Raw genomic sequence first — 15,566 nt, 5'->3', positions numbered from 1 at the left:
GCGGTCTGACAGTCACTTAATCGGTGGCTGTCCTGCCGCCATCGCGAGCAGGCTCGCTCCCACATTTTTTTGTGGTGTTAACAGATCTGCAATTACTCCTACACTGTGCCCATCCGTACATGGCTGGAGTTGTTCGATGCTGTCATTGCTTACCGACCACCCGTTGATTTGCGCCCTGATCCTGATCGTGATCGATCTGGGGTTATGGCGCTTGATCACAGCCAGCGGCAGCAACTGGAAACTGGTCGTACGGCTGGTGATTTTCTCGCTGTTCAGTCTCCTGCTGTTCAACGAAGGCTTGAACCCGCTGGAGCCGGCACCTTGGGCCGACAACGTGCCGCTGCACCTGGCGGCCACCGGTTTGCAGATCGGCTGGTGGCTGTTCGGTGCGCGCACGCTGACGGTGCTGATCGGTGCGTTGATGATGCAACGGGTCGGGCACACCGGACGCTTGCTGCAAGACCTGCTCGGCGCGGTGATCTTCCTGATCGCCGTCATCGCCGCCCTGGCCTACGTGCTCGAACTGCCGGTCAAGGGCGTACTCGCCACTTCCGGCGCCTTGGCGATCGTCGTCGGCCTGGCGTTGCAAAGCACCCTCAGCGACGTGTTCTCCGGGATTGTCCTCAACACCACCAAACCCTATCAACTCGATGACTGGATCTCCATCGACGGCACCGAGGGCCGGGTCATCGATATCGACTGGCGCGCCACGCGCCTGCAAACCTCCCAGGGCAGCATGGCGGTGATTCCCAACTCGCTGGCGGCCAAGGCCAAAATCATCAATTTCAGCCGGCCCAGCGATATCTTCGGCGTCTCGATCAGCCTGCAACTCAGCCCGCATGCGCGCCCGCATACGGTGATCGAGGCGCTGGAACGGGCGATGCAAGGGTGCCGTTATCTGCTGAACAAACCGGCACCCTGCGTCGCATTGAAAAGCTCCAGTCCCAGCGGCGTGGAATATGAAATCAGTGGCTTCGTGGTTTCCATGGATCAGAAACGCATGGTCCGCAATCTGTTGTTCGATCTGGCTTACCGACATTTGCAGGCGTCCGGTGTCAGCCTGTTGTCGACCGTCGAAACCAACGTGCCGTCCGACCTTTCGCGGCCACGGGCGTTGCTGGACAGCTCGAGCATCTTCTCGACCCTGCGCCTGGAAGAGAAAGAAACCTTCAGTCAGAACATGAAGCGGCAAACCTTCCGCGCCGGTGAAATGATCCTGCCGGCGGGGGAGGTCAGCGATCACCTGTTCATCATCGAATCCGGCGTGGTCTCGGTAGAGCTGAGCCGTAACGGGGTCAAGTTCGAATCCGGGCGGATGGGGCCGGGCGAGGTGATCGGCGAGGGCGGGATTTTGTCGGATACGGCGATGCCGGCAGATTTCAGCGCCAAGACCGCTTGCAGCCTGTACCGGATCGAAAAGGACTACCTCAAGCCGTGCCTGGACGCGCGGCATGACATCAACGAAGCGATGAAGGCGTTGCTGGAATTCCGTTTGAACAAGGCACAAAGCTTGACGCAGGAAACGCCTGCGGTGGTGCAGAAGAAAGGGTTTTTGCAGTGGTTGCGCAATCGAGCCTAGGGTTCGCTGGTGAATGGCCTCCTCGTCTTCTGAAATATTGGCTATTTGTGAGTGACACGGGCGGGATTAACGTAGCTCCACCCTCACTTGTCATTGGAGCCCACCATGAAACCTCGTATCGATTTCTACACCGCTTCCCCCGACGCGCTCAAAGCGATGATCGCACTGGAAACCGCGGTATCGAAGCTGCCGCTGGAAAAGACCCTGATCGAACTGGTCAAGCTGCGTACCTCGCAAATCAACGGCTGCGCGTTCTGCCTCGATATGCACAGCGCCGATGCCCGCAAGGGTGGTGAAGAAGAACGCCGCCTGTACACGCTGTCGGCCTGGCGTGAAACGCCTTTCTTCACCCCGCGTGAACGTGCGGCCCTGGCCTGGACCGAGTCCCTGACCCTGCTGAGCCAGACCCATGCGCCGGATGAAGACTATGAGTTGGCCGTATCGGAATTCAGCCCAAAGGAAATGGTCGACCTGACCGTGGCCATCACCACCATCAACGCCTGGAACCGCCTGGCCGTTGGTTTCCGCAAAATGCCTCAAGCCTGATCAATGAGCGTCTGCTGACGGCGCGGCCGGTGGTTGCACCTTGCGCATCAAGGGCACCATCGCCGTGGCGATGATGAAGCAGACCATGATCATCAAAAACGCATCGCCATAGGTTTGCGTCTGCGCTTCGCGGTAGGTCAGCAGCCATAGCTGATGCAGGCTGGCGGTGACGCCGGTGTCACCGCTCTGGCCCAGGTTGGCGAAGTTGTTGCCGACCTGGGACAGCCACTGATTCAGCGCTTCGTTGGTGCTGTTCAGGTGTTCCGCCAACCGGGTGAAGTGCAGGTTGGTGCGGTCGTTGAGGATGGTCGCACAAGCCGCAATGCCAATCGCTCCCCCCAGGTTGCGCATCAGGTTGAACAACCCCGAAGCATGTTTGAGCCGCGCTGGCGCCAGTCCGCCCAAGGTCAGCGTCACGGCGGGTGGCACCGCCAGTTGCTGGGCAATCCCGCGAAAGGCTTGCGGCAACATCAATTCTCTGGCCCCCCAGTCATGGGTGATCGGGCTGAAATCCCACATCGATAACGCGAACAGACCAAGACCGGTCATCATGATCCAGCGCAGATCGATGCGGTTGGCCAGAAAGGCGTACAACGGAATCGCCATGATCTGGAACACCCCGGTGGAGAAAACCGCCAGGCCAATGTCCAGCGCGCTGTAGCCACGCACCCGGCCGAGAAACAGTGGCGTGAGGTAAATGGTGGCGAACAGGCCGATCCCGGTAACGAACGAGAAGAAACAGCCGAGGGCGAAGTTGCGGTCCTTCAGGGCGCGCAAATCGACGATGGGGTTGACCACGTGCAAGGTCCGGCCAATGAACGCCAGTCCCGCGATGCCGCTGATCCATGCCGTGGTCAGGATCGTGCTGTCGCTGAACCAGTTCCAGCGCGGGCCCTCTTCGAGGGTGTATTCCAGGCAGCCGAGAAACAGCGCCATGAACAGCATGCTCAGGTAGTCGGCGCCCTTGAGCAGCGAGAGTTCCGGCTGGTCGATTTTCACCAGCATCGGCACCGCCACCGCGACAAAAATCCCCGGCACCAGGTTGATGTAGAACAGCCAGTGCCAGGACGAAATGTCGGTAATCCAGCCACCGATCACCGGCCCCAAGGTCGGCGCCAGCGAGGCCACCGCACCAATGGTCGCGGCGGCAATCACCCGTTGCTTGCCGGTGAAGAAAAAGAACGCGGTGGTGAACACCAGCGGGATCATCGAGCCGCCGAGAAAACCTTGCAAGGCGCGGAAGGCGATCATGCTCTGGATGTTCCAGGCTGCGCCGCAGAGCAGACTGGCCAAGGTGAAACCCACTGCCGAAGCGCAGAACAACCAACGTGTGGAGAACACTCGCGACAGCCAGCCCGACAATGGGATCACGATGATTTCAGCGATCAGGTAACTGGTCTGCACCCACGCCGTTTCGTCGGTGCCGGCCGAGAGACCACCGCCGATGTCGCGCAACGAGGCGGAGACGATCTGGATGTCCAGCAGCGCAATGAACATGCCGATGCACATCGTGGCGAAGGCAAAGACCTTGGTCACTGTCGCCATGCTGGCGGCATTGAACGGTTGCGCGGGGGCGGCGAGGGCGCGGCTCATGGTGCGCTGGCCACGGCAGAAGTTTGCGGTTCTTCACGGGTGTCCACTTCAGCGGTCACCGACAGCCCCGGACGCAGGTGGCCCAGCACGCCATCCGCTGGATCGAGGATGATTCTGACCGGCACTCGCTGCACGATTTTAGTGAAGTTTCCGGTGGCATTTTCCGGTGGCAGCACGCTGAACTGAGAGCCGCTGGCCGGCGCGAGACTGTCCAGATGACCGTGGAATTGCTGCCCTGAAAGCACGTCGGCATGGATGATCACCCGTTGGCCCGGGGTCATGCGCGCCAGTTGATCTTCCTTGAAGTTGGCATCAACCCACAGTCCGCTGGACGGCACCACCGACAGCAACTGTGAACCGGCCTGCGCATACGCACCGACCCGCGCCCGGCGATTGCCGACCACGCCATCAACAGGGGCCTTGAGTTCGGTGTAGCCGACGTTCAACTGCGCAAGATCACGTTCGGCCCGAGCCTGCACCAGCGCGGCGCGAGCTTGTTGTTTCTGGGTTTCAATCACGTTGAGCTGACGCTGTGCGGCCAACAGCTCTGCCTGAGCCCGGGCACTGAGCGCCTGCGCGGTCTTGAAGGTGGCGCTGGCCCGTTGAGCGCTTTCCACCGAGACCGCATTGCTGCCGACCAGTTTTTTGTAGCGCGCATCGTCATCCCGGGAACGCGCGGTTTCGGCCCCGGCGGCATCTATACCGGCACGAGCCTGACCGATCACGGCCTGTTGCAGTTGTTCGGTGGCGTCGAGGTTGGCCAGCAGCGCTTCTTCGGCAGCCACCGCGCCTTCGGCCTTGGCCAGGTTGGCGCGGTAGTCGCGCGAATCGAGGCGGATCAACACATCGCCGGCCTTGACCTTCTGGTTATCGGTGACCAGCACTTCCTCGATATACCCGGCGACCTTCGGCCCGATCACCGTCACGTCACCGCCGATATAGGCATCGTCGGTTTCCTCGATGAAACGCCCGGCAGTCCACCAGTGAGTCGCATACAGCCCGGCAAACACCAAGGCAGCGAGGGCGGCAGTCAACAGGATCAGGCGCTTGAGCAGGGGCGGCTTGGCTGGGCTCACCGGGACAGCAAGGTCGGATTCGAGGCTGGGCATGCTGGTCATGGGGATTACCTGTGAGAAACGGGTCTTTATTACGTATGTAATATGACGTAGGTAATATTTTGTGGCAATTGGTTTTTGCTGCCGATCGTCAGGTGCTTATTTGAGCCAGTGGCCAGGCGTGAGGCCGGTGAGGTCCTTGAAGAACGCGATAAACGCGCTGTCACTGGCAAATCCTGCTTCGAATGCGCAGTAGCTGATGCTGCGCCCGGTGGCGAGTAATTCCATTGCACGCATCAGCCGCCACTGTTGGCGCCATTGCTGATAACTCATGCCGGTTTCGCGCTGGAAGATTCGCCCGATGGTGCGTCCGCTGGCACCGATTTGCTTTTCCAGCAGCTGAAGCTCCGGCGGCAGTTGCTCGGGTGTGGCCAGCAGCGGCGCCAAGCGCTTGTCCCAAGGCAGGGGCAAGAGCATCGGTTGCTGGGGCGCCTCGCGAATCTCGCTCAGGCAAAGCCCCAACAGATGAACCCATTTTCCCTGCTGCCAATCCGTGTCGAAATCGGCGAGTGCTATCGGCTCCAACACCGCCCGCAGCAACGGGCTGACTTCAATCACGCAGATTTGCTGCGGCAGCCCGGAGCACAACAACGGTGTCAGGTAAATGGAGCGATAGTCGACGCTTTGCTGCATCACGGCGCGGTGTTCGATTCCCGGGGGAATCCAAGCGGCGCGGGAGGGCGGCAACAGGCAAAGCTGCTGCGCAAGGGTGATGCGCGTGCAGCCTTGACGGGTGAACAGCAACTGTCCGCGTGCATGCCGATGCCGTCCGGAATCGTGATCGCCCAGGGTGGCCGCAATGCCGATAACCGGTGCCGGAGAGTGGTCGGGATTGAATTGCGCGTGGGCGTCGAGCCAGGCCATGGATTGTCCGATTTCAACGATTAATTGGCAGGACTTGGATAGTACGTCAGTCACGACTCCTTAAGCTGCTCGACAGTTTTTCTTGATGAGTGAAGTCGCGATGAATTCCAAAAGCCTGTTGATATTGGCAATCGCCCTGCTGATGTTCCCGCAGATCGCCCAAACCCTTTACAGCCCGGCACTGGCAGATATCGGCGAAGTCTTTGCCGTGGGTGCGCAACAAGCTGCGCAAACCCTGTCGGTGTATTTTCTGGCCTTTGCGTTCGGCGTGGTGGTGTGGGGCCGGTCGTGTGACCGGATCGGACGTCGACCCTCGATGCTCGCAGGTCTTGCGCTGTACGCAGGGGCTTCAGTGCTGGCTTTAAATGCTCGCACATTCGATGCCTTGCTGATGGCCCAGGCATTGGCCGCGTTCGGTGCAGCGGTGGGTTCGGTGGTGACGCAAACCCTGTTGCGCGATCGCTTCAAGGGCACAGAACTGGCGCAAGTGTTTTCAATAATGGGCATCGCGCTGGCGGCCAGTCCGGCGATTGGCCTGTTTACCGGGGCGAGCCTGGTGCACGCGTTCGGCTATCGAGGCGTGTTGATGCCTGTTGCTGGTGTCCTCGACGCTGTGGCTGTGGTGCCTGCGGACCTTGCCGGAAACCCGCCCGCAAAAGGTGGAGACACCGCCCCTGTACGAGACGCTGTGGCGCATGCTGCAAGACCTCGATATCTGGCGCTCGACGCTGCTGGTGGCGGTGTTCAATATCGCGCTGTTCAGCTACTACAGTCTCGGCCCGTTCATGTTCCAGCGACTGGGCTTGAGTGCGCAAGGGTTCGGCTACAGCGGCGTGATCCTGGCCCTGGGTTCAGGACTCGGTGCCTGGCTCAACAAGCGATTGCTGCGTCGCGGCTTGAGCGGCCCACAGCTTGTTCAGCTGGCAGGGGCGGTGATGTTGTCGGGCGCCAGTGGTGTGTGGCTACTGGAAGAAAGCGCTTTGCTCGTGTTGCCTATGACACTGGTGGTGTTGGCGTTCGGCATGGCGATCCCGAACATTCTGGGCTCGGCACTGGCCAACTATGGTGACCGATTGGGAACGGCCGGTGCGTTGTTGGGTTTGCTGTATTACCTGTTGATCGGGGGTGGGCTGATGCTTGTCGCCTGGGGGCTGGCGTTAGGCGAAACCTTGATGCTCTGCGGCGTGTCTGCTCTGTTGTTGGCGGAAACAGCATGCATCCGGCAAACCTAGAAAATCATCAAGCGAGGGCGATGCCCGGCATTGCGCCGGACATCGCGATAACGCTTAAACCCGTTCGAAAATCGCCGCAATCCCTTGGCCGCCGCCGATGCACATGGTCACCAGCGCATAACGGCCGTTGATGCGGTGCAGTTCGTGGATGGCTTTGGTGGCGATGATCGTGCCTGTCGCGCCGACCGGGTGGCCCAGGGCAATGCCCGAACCGTTCGGGTTGACCTTGGCCGGGTCCAGATCCAGTTCCTGGCTGACCGCACAAGCCTGGGCGGCGAAGGCGATGTTGGCTTCGATGACGTCCAGATCAGCCACGGTCAGGCCAGCGCGTTTGAGCGCCAGGCGCGTGGCGGGAATCGGGCCGAGGCCCATCAATTCCGGCTCGACACCGGCGTGGGCATAGCTGACCAAACGAGCCAGTGGGCGCAGGTTATTGACCTGAACTGCCGTGCCGGTGGCCATGACCAGCGCAGCAGCACCGTCGTTCAGGCCTGAGGCGTTACCCGCCGTGACCGAACCGTCTTTCTTGAACGCGGGCTTCATTTGCGCCAGCTGTTCCAGAGAAGTGGAACGCGGATGCTCATCGACGTTGAACAGCGTGGTTTCCTTGCGACCGCGGATTTCGACCGCGGTGATTTGCTCGCTGAAATAGCCATTGGCAATCGCGAACGCGGCACGTTTTTGATCTTCCAGGGCCAGGGCGTCCTGCATCTCGCGGGTGATGCCGTTGCGCTCGGCGACGTTCTCGGCGGTGATGCCCATATGGATGGCCTGGAACGGGTCATGCAGGATGCCCAGCATGTAATCGATGGCCTGGACGTTGCCCATGCGCGCGCCCCAACGGGCGGATGGCATCAGGTACGGGCCACGGCTCATGGATTCGGCACCGGCGCCGATGGCGATTTCGGCATCGCCGAGCAACAAGGTCTGGGCCGCGCTGATGATCGCCTGCAGGCCGGAACCGCAGAGGCGGTTGACGTTGTAGGCCGGTGTTTCCTTGGGCAGGCCGGCGTTCATCGCGGCCACTCGGGAGATGTAGGCATCACGGGTTTCGGTCGGGATCACGTTGCCCATCACCAGGTGGCCAACCTGCGCCGGGTCGACGCCGGAGCGTTGCAAGGCGGCCTTGACGGTCGTGGTCGCCAGATCGGCCAGGGGCACATCCTTGAGTGAGCCACCAAAGGAGCCGATGGCGGTGCGTGCGGCGCTGACAACAAATACTTCCGGGGTGTTCATGACGGCTGTCCTGTGAGTGATTTCTTATCTGTACTTCGATTAAGTATGGCGTTCAATGCTGTCTGCGCTTCAGGGCTTTGCAGGCGCTTGATGAACAGCAGGTTTTCTTGACGAATGGTGGCTTGCAGTTCCGGCATCGACGTCTGTTTGAGCAATTGCCGGGTCTGGCGCAAGGATTCCTGGGGCATCGCCAGCAGGCGTCGGGCCATGTGCTCCGCCGCCGCCAGGCACTGTTGCCCGTCATCGAACAATTCGTTGGCCAAGCCACAGGCAACGGCAGCGGCACCGTCGAGGCTGTCGCCCCACAGCAACAGGCGCGCCGCCCGGGCATGGCCGAGCAGGCGTGGCAGCAGCAGGCTGGCGCCGAATTCCGGGCACAGGCCCAGGTTTACGAATGGCATGCGCAGCTTGGCGTTGCGCGTGACCAGTACCTGATCGCAATGCAGCAGCAAGGTGGTGCCAATCCCGATGGCCGCTCCGCACACAGCGGCAATCAACGGTTTTTGCAGGTGGATGACCACGCGCATCAGGCGAAACGCCGGGCTGTCCAGATCGGTCGGTGGATGCTGGAGAAAATCCGCCAGATCGTTGCCGCTGGTAAAGCACGAAGCGCCACCGGTGACGATGATCACACTGGTCTGGTCGTCTTCGTCAGCGGCCAGCAACAGGTCGGCCAGCTGCGTGTACATGCGGTTGTTCAGGGCATTGAGTTTGTCGGGGCGGTCAAAGGTGAGCGTCAGTACGCCTTCGTGTCGTTCTTGTTTGATCAGGTCGTTCATTGGCTTGCCCTGTGTGATCGGTGCATGGGGCACTCTAAGCGCGCGACCCGTGCCGGATCTATGACAAAACGAGTCAACGAAACTGCTGCTTTTTGCCATGTCTGAACATTACAAGCGGCGCGAACCGGCGCACACACCCATTCGGGGTATGGTGCCGTTTGCCGAACCGCTCGATAGTTGATTCATCCGCTCATCCAGAACGGAACTCGCTTGATAAGGTGAATTTGCTATGCGCAAGGCCTTCTTGGGGATGTTTGGTGCGTTACTTGTGCCGCTGTCGGTAGGCGTCCACGCCGCCGAAGTGGACGACGGCAATACGCTGCGGCTTTATAACTGGGCCGATTACATCGGCGAAAAAACCATTGCCGACTTTCAGAAAGCCACCGGCATCAAGGTGATTTACGACACGTTCGATGCCTATGAAACGGTACAGGCGAAGTTGCTGGCCGGTCACTCCGGCTATGACCTGGTGGTGTTGAATGCCTCTTTGGCGCCGCCGCTGATCAAAGCCAAAGTGTTCCAGCCACTCGATAAAAAGTTGCTGCCAGGTTGGACCAATCTCGACCCGAAAGTCTTGCAGGACTTGCAGGGTTTTGATGCCGGCACGCAGTATTCCGCGCCTTATACCTGGGGCAGCAACGGCATCACCTACAACGTCGACAAGATCAAGGAGCGTATGCCGGACGCGCCGATTGGCTCGCTGGCGATGATCTTCGATCCGAAAATCGTCTCGCGTTTTGCCGATTGCGGTGTGACCCTGGTCGATGCGCCGACGGAAGTCATTCCACTGGCCCTGAAATACCTGGGACGCGACCCCAGAAGCGCGACCCCCGAGGACCTTAAAGCCGCCCAGGACTTGCTGCTTTCAGTGCGGCCCTTCATTCGCAAGTTCGATTCGGTCAACTACCTGACCAGTCTGCCTAATGGCGATGTGTGTATGGCGATGACCTGGTCCGGCGATTACGCCACGGCGATGGCCCGCGCCGAAGAAGCCAAGTTGAAGATCAAGCTTGCCTACTTCATACCCAAGGAAGGTTCGCTGATCTGGTTCGACAATCTGTACATCCCCGCCGATGCGCCGCACGTGAGCAACGCCCACAAGTTCCTCGATTACTTGATGCAGCCACAAGTCATGGCGGACGTGACGGACTTCATTCATTACGCCAACAGCAACGCGGCCGCCACGCCGTTAGTGCAGGCCGATGTGCGCAACAACCCGGCGATCTACCCCGATGAAGAAACCCGCCAGCGGCTGTTTCCGCAAAAGACCCAGGACGCGAAAGAGATGCGCGCCATGACCCGGGTCTGGAGCACGGTGAAGAGCGGAATTTGATCGATTACCCCTTTGGTTTGAGGTTTGTGTATGGCTACTCCTACTCAGAAAGTGCTGTCGAGCGTCGATAACGCGCAGTTGGTCAAAGCCGATAAAGCCCACTACATGCACGGCTATCACATGTTCGACGAACACGCCGAGCAAGGTTCGCTGAACATTGTGGCCGGTGACGGCGCCTATATTTTCGATGCGCAGGGCAACCGTTTTCTCGACGCCGTTGGCGGCATGTGGTGCACGAACATCGGTCTGGGCCGCGAGGAAATGGCGCTGGCGATTGCCGACCAGGTGCGGCAACTGGCGTACTCCAATCCGTTCTCCGACATGTCCAACAACGTCGCCATCCAGTTGTGCGAAAAACTCGCCAGCCTGGCCCCGGGCGATCTTGATCACGTGTTCCTGACCACCGGCGGCTCCACCGCGGTGGACACTGCGTACCGGCTGATTCAGTACTATCAGAACTGCCGTGGTAAACCCGAAAAGAAGCACGTCATTGCCCGTTTCAACGCGTATCACGGCTCCACCACGCTGACGATGTCGATCGGCAACAAGGCCGCCGACCGGGTGCCGGAATTCGATTACGCCAACGACAAGATTCACCACGTCTCCAACCCCAATCCTTACCGGGCACCGGACGGCATGGATGAAGCGCAGTTTCTCGAGTTTCTGATCAAGGAGTTCGAAGACAAGATCCTGTCCATCGGCGCGGACAAGGTCGCGGGCTTTTTTGCCGAGCCGATCATGGGTTCCGGTGGCGTGATCATCCCGCCCAAGGGCTATCTGAAACGCATGTGGGAAGTCTGCCAGCGCTACGACATTCTGTTTGTCGCCGATGAGGTGGTCACCTCGTTCGGGCGCCTGGGCAAGTTCTTCTCTTCCCTGGAGGTGTTCGATGTGCAGCCGGACATCATCACCACGGCCAAAGGCCTGACGTCGGCCTATTTGCCGTTGGGCGCCTGCATCTTTTCCGAGCGGATCTGGAAGGTGATCGCCGAGCCCGGCACTGGCCGCTGCTTCACCCACGGCTTCACCTACAGCGGCCATCCGGTGTGCTGCACGGCGGCGCTGAAAAATATCGAGATCATCGAGCGCGAAAACCTGTTGGCGCATGTCGACGTGGTTGGCGCGTACCTGGAACAGCGCTTGGCGACGCTGCGCGATTTGCCGTTGGTGGGTGATGTGCGCTGCCAGAAGCTCATGGCCTGCGTCGAGTTTGTCGCCGATAAACGCACCAAGGCGTTGTTTGCCGACGAGATCAACATCGGCGAGATGATTCATTCCCGGGCGCAGGCCCGAGGGCTGCTGGTGCGGCCGATCATGCACCTCAATGTGATGTCGCCGCCGCTGATCCTGTCATGCGCGCAGGTCGATGAAATCGTCGAGATCCTGCGGGTGTGCATTCTTGAAGTGGCGGCCGAGCTTGAGCAGAACGGCCAGTATTTCGGCCAATGAGTGCGCTGACACTGCGGTTACCAGAGGCCGGTTCACCCGCTAGACTGCGGGGCATGAGCAAACCAAACGACGACACGTTGATCGCCTTGCCCTTCGGTGCCTTGCATAAGTGGCATGGCGACATGCGCCAGGCGTTCGCCCACATCGACGAGCCCGATGCGCTGCGCCACCTGGCGTCGGCCTTCGGGCACCTGGTGTCCATCGAGTCGGTGATGATCAGCCTGGAACACAAGGACCGGCCGCCACAGTTGCTGTATCAGCGCGGCATACCGGAAAAATACCGGGAGTCGATCATCGACCGCTACTTTTCCGGCGGCTACTTGCTCGATCCGTTTTGCCTGGCCGTCGAGCAGGGGCTGGCGGAAGGGTTTTATCACCTGGAGGAAATCGCCCCGGACAACTTCTTCGACAGTGAGTATTACAAGACTTACTACTTGAAGGCGGGGAGTTCTGAAGACAGTTTTTATATTGTCGATACCGGCCATGACACCAAGGTGTCGGTGAGCCTGTTTCAAGGATTTGGCGGGGAAAGTCTGCGGGCTGAACAGTTGAACCTGTTACGGGCGGTCGAGCCGCTGGTGCGCGAATTCATCCGCGAGTTCGGGCATCGGGGCTTGCAGCACAGTGCCGTCAGTGAAGGCGGGCGCGACGAGCTCAAGCAGCGCGTGCAGTCTGCGTTCGAACACTTTGGCTGCGACCTGCTGACCGAGCGCGAGCGGGAAGTGGCGCACATGGTGCTGCGTGGGCACTCGGTAAAATCCACGGCCAGCCAGATGAGCATCTCGCCGGAGACGGTGCGCATGCACCGCAAGAACCTTTATCTGAAGCTGGAAATCGGATCGCAGTCGGAATTGTTTGCGCTGTTTATCGAGTGGCTGCGCAAGCACTGATGATCGTTCCCACGCTCTGCGTGGGAATGCAGCCCGTGACGCTCTGCGTCACAGTGGACGCAGAGCGTCCATGGAGGCATTACCACGCAGAGCGTGGGAACGATCAGTTAGGCGCTATCTTCGCGCTTAACGACCCTGACCACCCACTTCTGTTTCTTCAAGCGCCGTGCTTGAGCAGTTGACTGAACGCCTCCAACTCACCTTTCTCGACGTCGGAGACCAGCACGTAGCGCATGTGATTCTCCTGCCAGGAGACCACGGTGAAGCCACGAATCGACTGGGTTTTCGGCGGTTTGTCCGCCTCGGTGGTCGGCAAGATGAAGACGTTGATGATGTGCTTGGCCCGGCCATAAGTCAGTGCCGCCGTGTTCTGGTGCTGCAAATAGTCCAGCCGGCCACCCAGCAATGGAAAACCCTGCGCCGAGTAATCGAACACTGGCGGCGAGAAGTCGAGTTTGCCGGTAAACCAGGGCTTCACAGTGTGGCGGTCAGACGACACCACATCGTTTAAATGCTCACCCATCAACGAACGAACATGGCTCGACACCGCCTCATCCATCAACGGTTGTTCACCGCCGGGCATGGCCACAAAAAGCACCGCCGCCAGGGCCAGCGCTGTCGCTGAAAAGGCCGGTGCGAACCATTGGCGCCAACGCTCGACGACACTTGTCCGGGGCGCAACTGCGGCCAACACGCCGTCGAGCAGCGATGCAGGCGCCGGGTAATACGGTGCCTGGCGTTTCACACTGACCATCAGCAGCTTCGCCTGATCATGCAATCGCGCGCACGCCGCGCACCCGGCCAAATGCCCGGCCACCTTCGCGGTTGTCGCCGGATCGAGTTCCTGGTCCAGATAGCCATGCATCAGTGTCTGGCAAGACTTGCAGTCGAGTTCATTCATGGTCGTGCAACTTCAGTAGTTCGAGCTTGAGCATGGCGCGAGCCCGCGCCAGCCTCGACATCACGGTGCCGATGGGAATGTCGACCACCAGGGCGATGTCCTTGTAGGGCATGTCTTCAAGATCCTTCAGCACAATCACCTCCCGAAACACCGGCGGCAGGGCGCACAAGGCTTGTTGGATCAGTGCCGCATTTTCCATGTGAATGGCCAGCAATTCCGGGCTCTCGCGATGGCTCAGCGCTGCGTCGTCTTCAGGCAGTTCATCGCCGATGGACACCCACTGGTGCCCGGCCGAGGCCTTGAGCCAGGTGTAGCTTTCATTGCGCACGATGGTCAGAAACCAGGCCTTGGCGTTGCCATCAGCGAAGCGATGCAAAAATCTGAAGGCGCGCAGGGCGCTCTCCTGCACGACATCGCGCGCGGCGCTGTCGTTGCCCGTGAGCCAGCGCGCGAGGTTGTACGCTGCGTCCAGATGGGGCGCAAACAATTCCTCAAATCGCTTCATAGTGTTTCCCGCACTGTCCCACCCTTATAACTGTGATGCGTCGGGTTTTATTCCCGGGAAAAAATATTTGTTTCGACCCGGAATAAAGTCCTGCCCCGGCAGGTTTACCTCATGTCAGCTACATCACTGTAGTTCGCCAGCGAGGGAATTCCGATGGACATTCAAGCAAAACACTTACGACGCACCGACGGCCCGCTGAGCCCTGACCGCCGAACACTGCTCAAGTGCTCGGCCTGGGCCGGGGCGGGGGTGATCTGGGCGCTGTGCGGCGGTATCCCCCGGGCCTTTGCGCTGGATGAGTCGGGCACGGTCTCCGACCCCAAGGCGCTGGCCAGCACCTTTCACTTCGTGCAGATCAGTGACTCGCACATCGGCTTCAACAAGGAAGCCAATCCTCAGCCGGCGAAGACCTTGCAAGAGGCCATCGACAAGGTCATCGCGTTGCCGAAACGGCCGTCGCTGATCCTGCACACCGGCGACATCACGCACCTGTCCAAGGCCGAAGAGTTCGACACGGCCGCGCAACTGCTCAAAGGCCTGCCGTCCACCGTGCACTACGTGCCGGGCGAACACGACACCCTTGATGAGGGCGGCGGCAAGCTTTACCTCGAGCGTTACGGCAAGGGCACCAAAGGCAACGGTTGGTACAGTTTCGATGACCACGGCGTGCATTTCATTGCGCTGGTCAATGTCTTCAACTTCCAGGCCGGCCGTGAAGCGACCCTGGGCGCCGATCAACTGGCCTGGCTGGCCGATGACTTGCGCGCCGTCACCACCAGCACGCCCATCGTGGTGTTCACCCATATTCCGTTGTGGACGATTTATCAGCCGTGGGGCTGGGGCACCGAGGATGGCGATCAGGCGATTGCCATGCTGCGCAAGTACGGATCGGTGACGGTGTTGAACGGACACATCCATCAGGTTATCCAGAAGGTCGAAGGCAACATCACCTTCCACACCGCGCGCGGTACGGCTTATCCACAACCCGCACCCGGTGCGGCGCCGTCGCCCGGGCCGATGACGGTGGCGGCCGATCAACTGCGCAATTACCTGGGGCTGACCGATGTGCGGGCGACGCAGGGCGAGCATCCGCTGGCGCTGATCGATTCGACATTGGTTTAAGGGGAGGGCACTCGGATGAAAAAGCGATTGTTGGCTGTAGCCTGCCTGCTGCTGTCGATGCCGGTGTGGGCTCAGGAGGTGAAAATCGACATCAAGGAGTTCATGTTCGGACCCAAGGATTTGAACGTGGCCGTGGGCACCAAGGTGACGTGGGTGAATGATGACCAGATTCCGCACACGGTGGCGGAAACCCACAAGGTGTTTCGCTCAGGGGCACTGGATACCAATGACAGCTTTTCCTGGGTATTCAACACACCAGGGGAGTACGAGTATTTTTGTGCGCTGCATCCGCAGATGATCGGGAAGATTGTGGTCAGCCAGTAATGGCGCAAGACACTTGCGACAAATCCGGCTGAATGTGGGAGCGACGGTGCGGCGTTCCGACCTGCTCGCTCCCACAAGTCTTCGTGCCTGGTTTTCGA

16 protein-coding genes are annotated in these 15,566 nt (G+C 60.1%); 9 read left to right on the top strand and 7 right to left on the bottom strand.

Features of this window, described 5'->3' with window-relative positions; translation table 11 throughout:
• Positions 1-136: 136 nt before the first annotated feature.
• Together K5K95_RS32065 and K5K95_RS32060 are read left to right on the top strand one after the other, a co-directional pair.
• The gene (locus tag K5K95_RS32065) at positions 137-1,579 is read left to right on the top strand and encodes a mechanosensitive ion channel domain-containing protein (RefSeq protein WP_222587777.1); all 1,443 of its coding nucleotides are present in this window, start codon (positions 137-139) and stop codon (positions 1,577-1,579) included.
• A gap of 105 nt (positions 1,580-1,684) precedes the next feature.
• Positions 1,685-2,125 (top strand): carboxymuconolactone decarboxylase family protein, encoded by a 441-nt coding sequence (locus K5K95_RS32060; protein ID WP_090186164.1) that lies wholly within the window; start codon positions 1,685-1,687, stop codon positions 2,123-2,125.
• Here K5K95_RS32060 and K5K95_RS32055 read toward each other — a convergent pair whose 3' ends face one another.
• From K5K95_RS32055 to K5K95_RS32045, 3 genes are all read right to left on the bottom strand, one after another.
• A complete protein-coding gene (locus K5K95_RS32055) occupies positions 2,126-3,718 on the bottom strand; it encodes a DHA2 family efflux MFS transporter permease subunit (RefSeq protein ID WP_222587776.1) in 1,593 nt (530 codons plus the stop codon).
• Complete coding sequence (locus K5K95_RS32050) at positions 3,715-4,836, bottom strand: HlyD family secretion protein (protein ID WP_222587775.1); 1,122 nt, start codon at positions 4,834-4,836, stop codon at positions 3,715-3,717. The genes K5K95_RS32055 and K5K95_RS32050 overlap by 4 nt, the downstream gene beginning before the upstream one ends.
• A gap of 96 nt (positions 4,837-4,932) precedes the next feature.
• Positions 4,933-5,697, bottom strand: a complete 765-nt coding sequence (locus tag K5K95_RS32045) for an AraC family transcriptional regulator (RefSeq protein ID WP_222590490.1) — start codon at positions 5,695-5,697, stop codon at positions 4,933-4,935.
• A gap of 85 nt (positions 5,698-5,782) precedes the next feature.
• Between K5K95_RS32045 and K5K95_RS32040 the strand changes: the two genes are divergently transcribed.
• Both K5K95_RS32040 and K5K95_RS33755 read left to right on the top strand, forming a co-directional pair.
• The gene (locus K5K95_RS32040; RefSeq protein WP_409999710.1) at positions 5,783-6,766 is read left to right on the top strand and encodes an MFS transporter; all 984 of its coding nucleotides are present in this window, start codon (positions 5,783-5,785) and stop codon (positions 6,764-6,766) included.
• Positions 6,720-6,929: a hypothetical protein gene (locus K5K95_RS33755; protein WP_222587773.1), complete on the top strand. Its 210-nt coding sequence runs from the start codon at positions 6,720-6,722 to the stop codon at positions 6,927-6,929. The genes K5K95_RS32040 and K5K95_RS33755 overlap by 47 nt, the downstream gene beginning before the upstream one ends.
• A gap of 54 nt (positions 6,930-6,983) precedes the next feature.
• On the opposite strand, the gene K5K95_RS32030 is transcribed toward K5K95_RS33755, so the two are convergent.
• Positions 6,984-8,165 (bottom strand): acetyl-CoA C-acyltransferase family protein, encoded by a 1,182-nt coding sequence (locus K5K95_RS32030; RefSeq protein ID WP_222587772.1) that lies wholly within the window; start codon positions 8,163-8,165, stop codon positions 6,984-6,986.
• On the bottom strand, positions 8,162-8,944 hold the full coding sequence (locus tag K5K95_RS32025) for an enoyl-CoA hydratase (RefSeq protein ID WP_222587771.1): 783 nt from the start codon (positions 8,942-8,944) through the stop codon (positions 8,162-8,164). The genes K5K95_RS32030 and K5K95_RS32025 overlap by 4 nt, the downstream gene beginning before the upstream one ends.
• Positions 8,945-9,173: 229 nt before the next feature.
• Between K5K95_RS32025 and K5K95_RS32020 the strand changes: the two genes are divergently transcribed.
• From K5K95_RS32020 to K5K95_RS32010, 3 genes are read left to right on the top strand one after another with little or no spacing between them, the layout of a single operon-like run.
• Positions 9,174-10,277 (top strand): polyamine ABC transporter substrate-binding protein, encoded by a 1,104-nt coding sequence (locus K5K95_RS32020; RefSeq protein ID WP_222587770.1) that lies wholly within the window; start codon positions 9,174-9,176, stop codon positions 10,275-10,277.
• A 30-nt stretch (positions 10,278-10,307) separates the two neighbouring features.
• The gene (locus K5K95_RS32015) at positions 10,308-11,726 is read left to right on the top strand and encodes an aminotransferase (RefSeq protein WP_222587769.1); all 1,419 of its coding nucleotides are present in this window, start codon (positions 10,308-10,310) and stop codon (positions 11,724-11,726) included.
• A gap of 53 nt (positions 11,727-11,779) precedes the next feature.
• Positions 11,780-12,616 carry a helix-turn-helix transcriptional regulator gene (locus K5K95_RS32010; RefSeq protein WP_409999709.1) on the top strand — a complete coding sequence of 279 codons (837 nt, stop codon included), beginning with the start codon at positions 11,780-11,782 and terminating at the stop codon, positions 12,614-12,616.
• 157 nt (positions 12,617-12,773) lie between these two features.
• On the opposite strand, the gene K5K95_RS32005 is transcribed toward K5K95_RS32010, so the two are convergent.
• Positions 12,774-13,517, bottom strand: a complete 744-nt coding sequence (locus tag K5K95_RS32005; protein WP_222587767.1) for an anti-sigma factor family protein — start codon at positions 13,515-13,517, stop codon at positions 12,774-12,776.
• Positions 13,510-14,022, bottom strand: a complete 513-nt coding sequence (locus K5K95_RS32000; RefSeq protein ID WP_222587766.1) for a sigma-70 family RNA polymerase sigma factor — start codon at positions 14,020-14,022, stop codon at positions 13,510-13,512. Before K5K95_RS32000 ends, K5K95_RS32005 begins: the two co-directional genes overlap by 8 nt.
• A gap of 153 nt (positions 14,023-14,175) precedes the next feature.
• Here K5K95_RS32000 and K5K95_RS31995 point away from each other — a divergent pair, with 153 nt between their 5' ends.
• Together K5K95_RS31995 and K5K95_RS31990 are read left to right on the top strand one after the other, a co-directional pair.
• Positions 14,176-15,144 carry a metallophosphoesterase family protein gene (locus tag K5K95_RS31995; protein ID WP_222587765.1) on the top strand — a complete coding sequence of 323 codons (969 nt, stop codon included), beginning with the start codon at positions 14,176-14,178 and terminating at the stop codon, positions 15,142-15,144.
• 15 nt (positions 15,145-15,159) lie between these two features.
• Positions 15,160-15,468 (top strand): cupredoxin family copper-binding protein, encoded by a 309-nt coding sequence (locus tag K5K95_RS31990; RefSeq protein ID WP_090186128.1) that lies wholly within the window; start codon positions 15,160-15,162, stop codon positions 15,466-15,468.
• Positions 15,469-15,566: the final 98 nt, after the last annotated feature.

The sequence above is a fragment of the Pseudomonas sp. DR48 genome (genome assembly GCF_019823085.1).
GTDB lineage: Bacteria > Pseudomonadota > Gammaproteobacteria > Pseudomonadales > Pseudomonadaceae > Aquipseudomonas.
The sequence above is the reverse complement of the archived record's forward strand: the minus strand, read 5'-3'. Positions and strand labels throughout refer to the sequence as shown.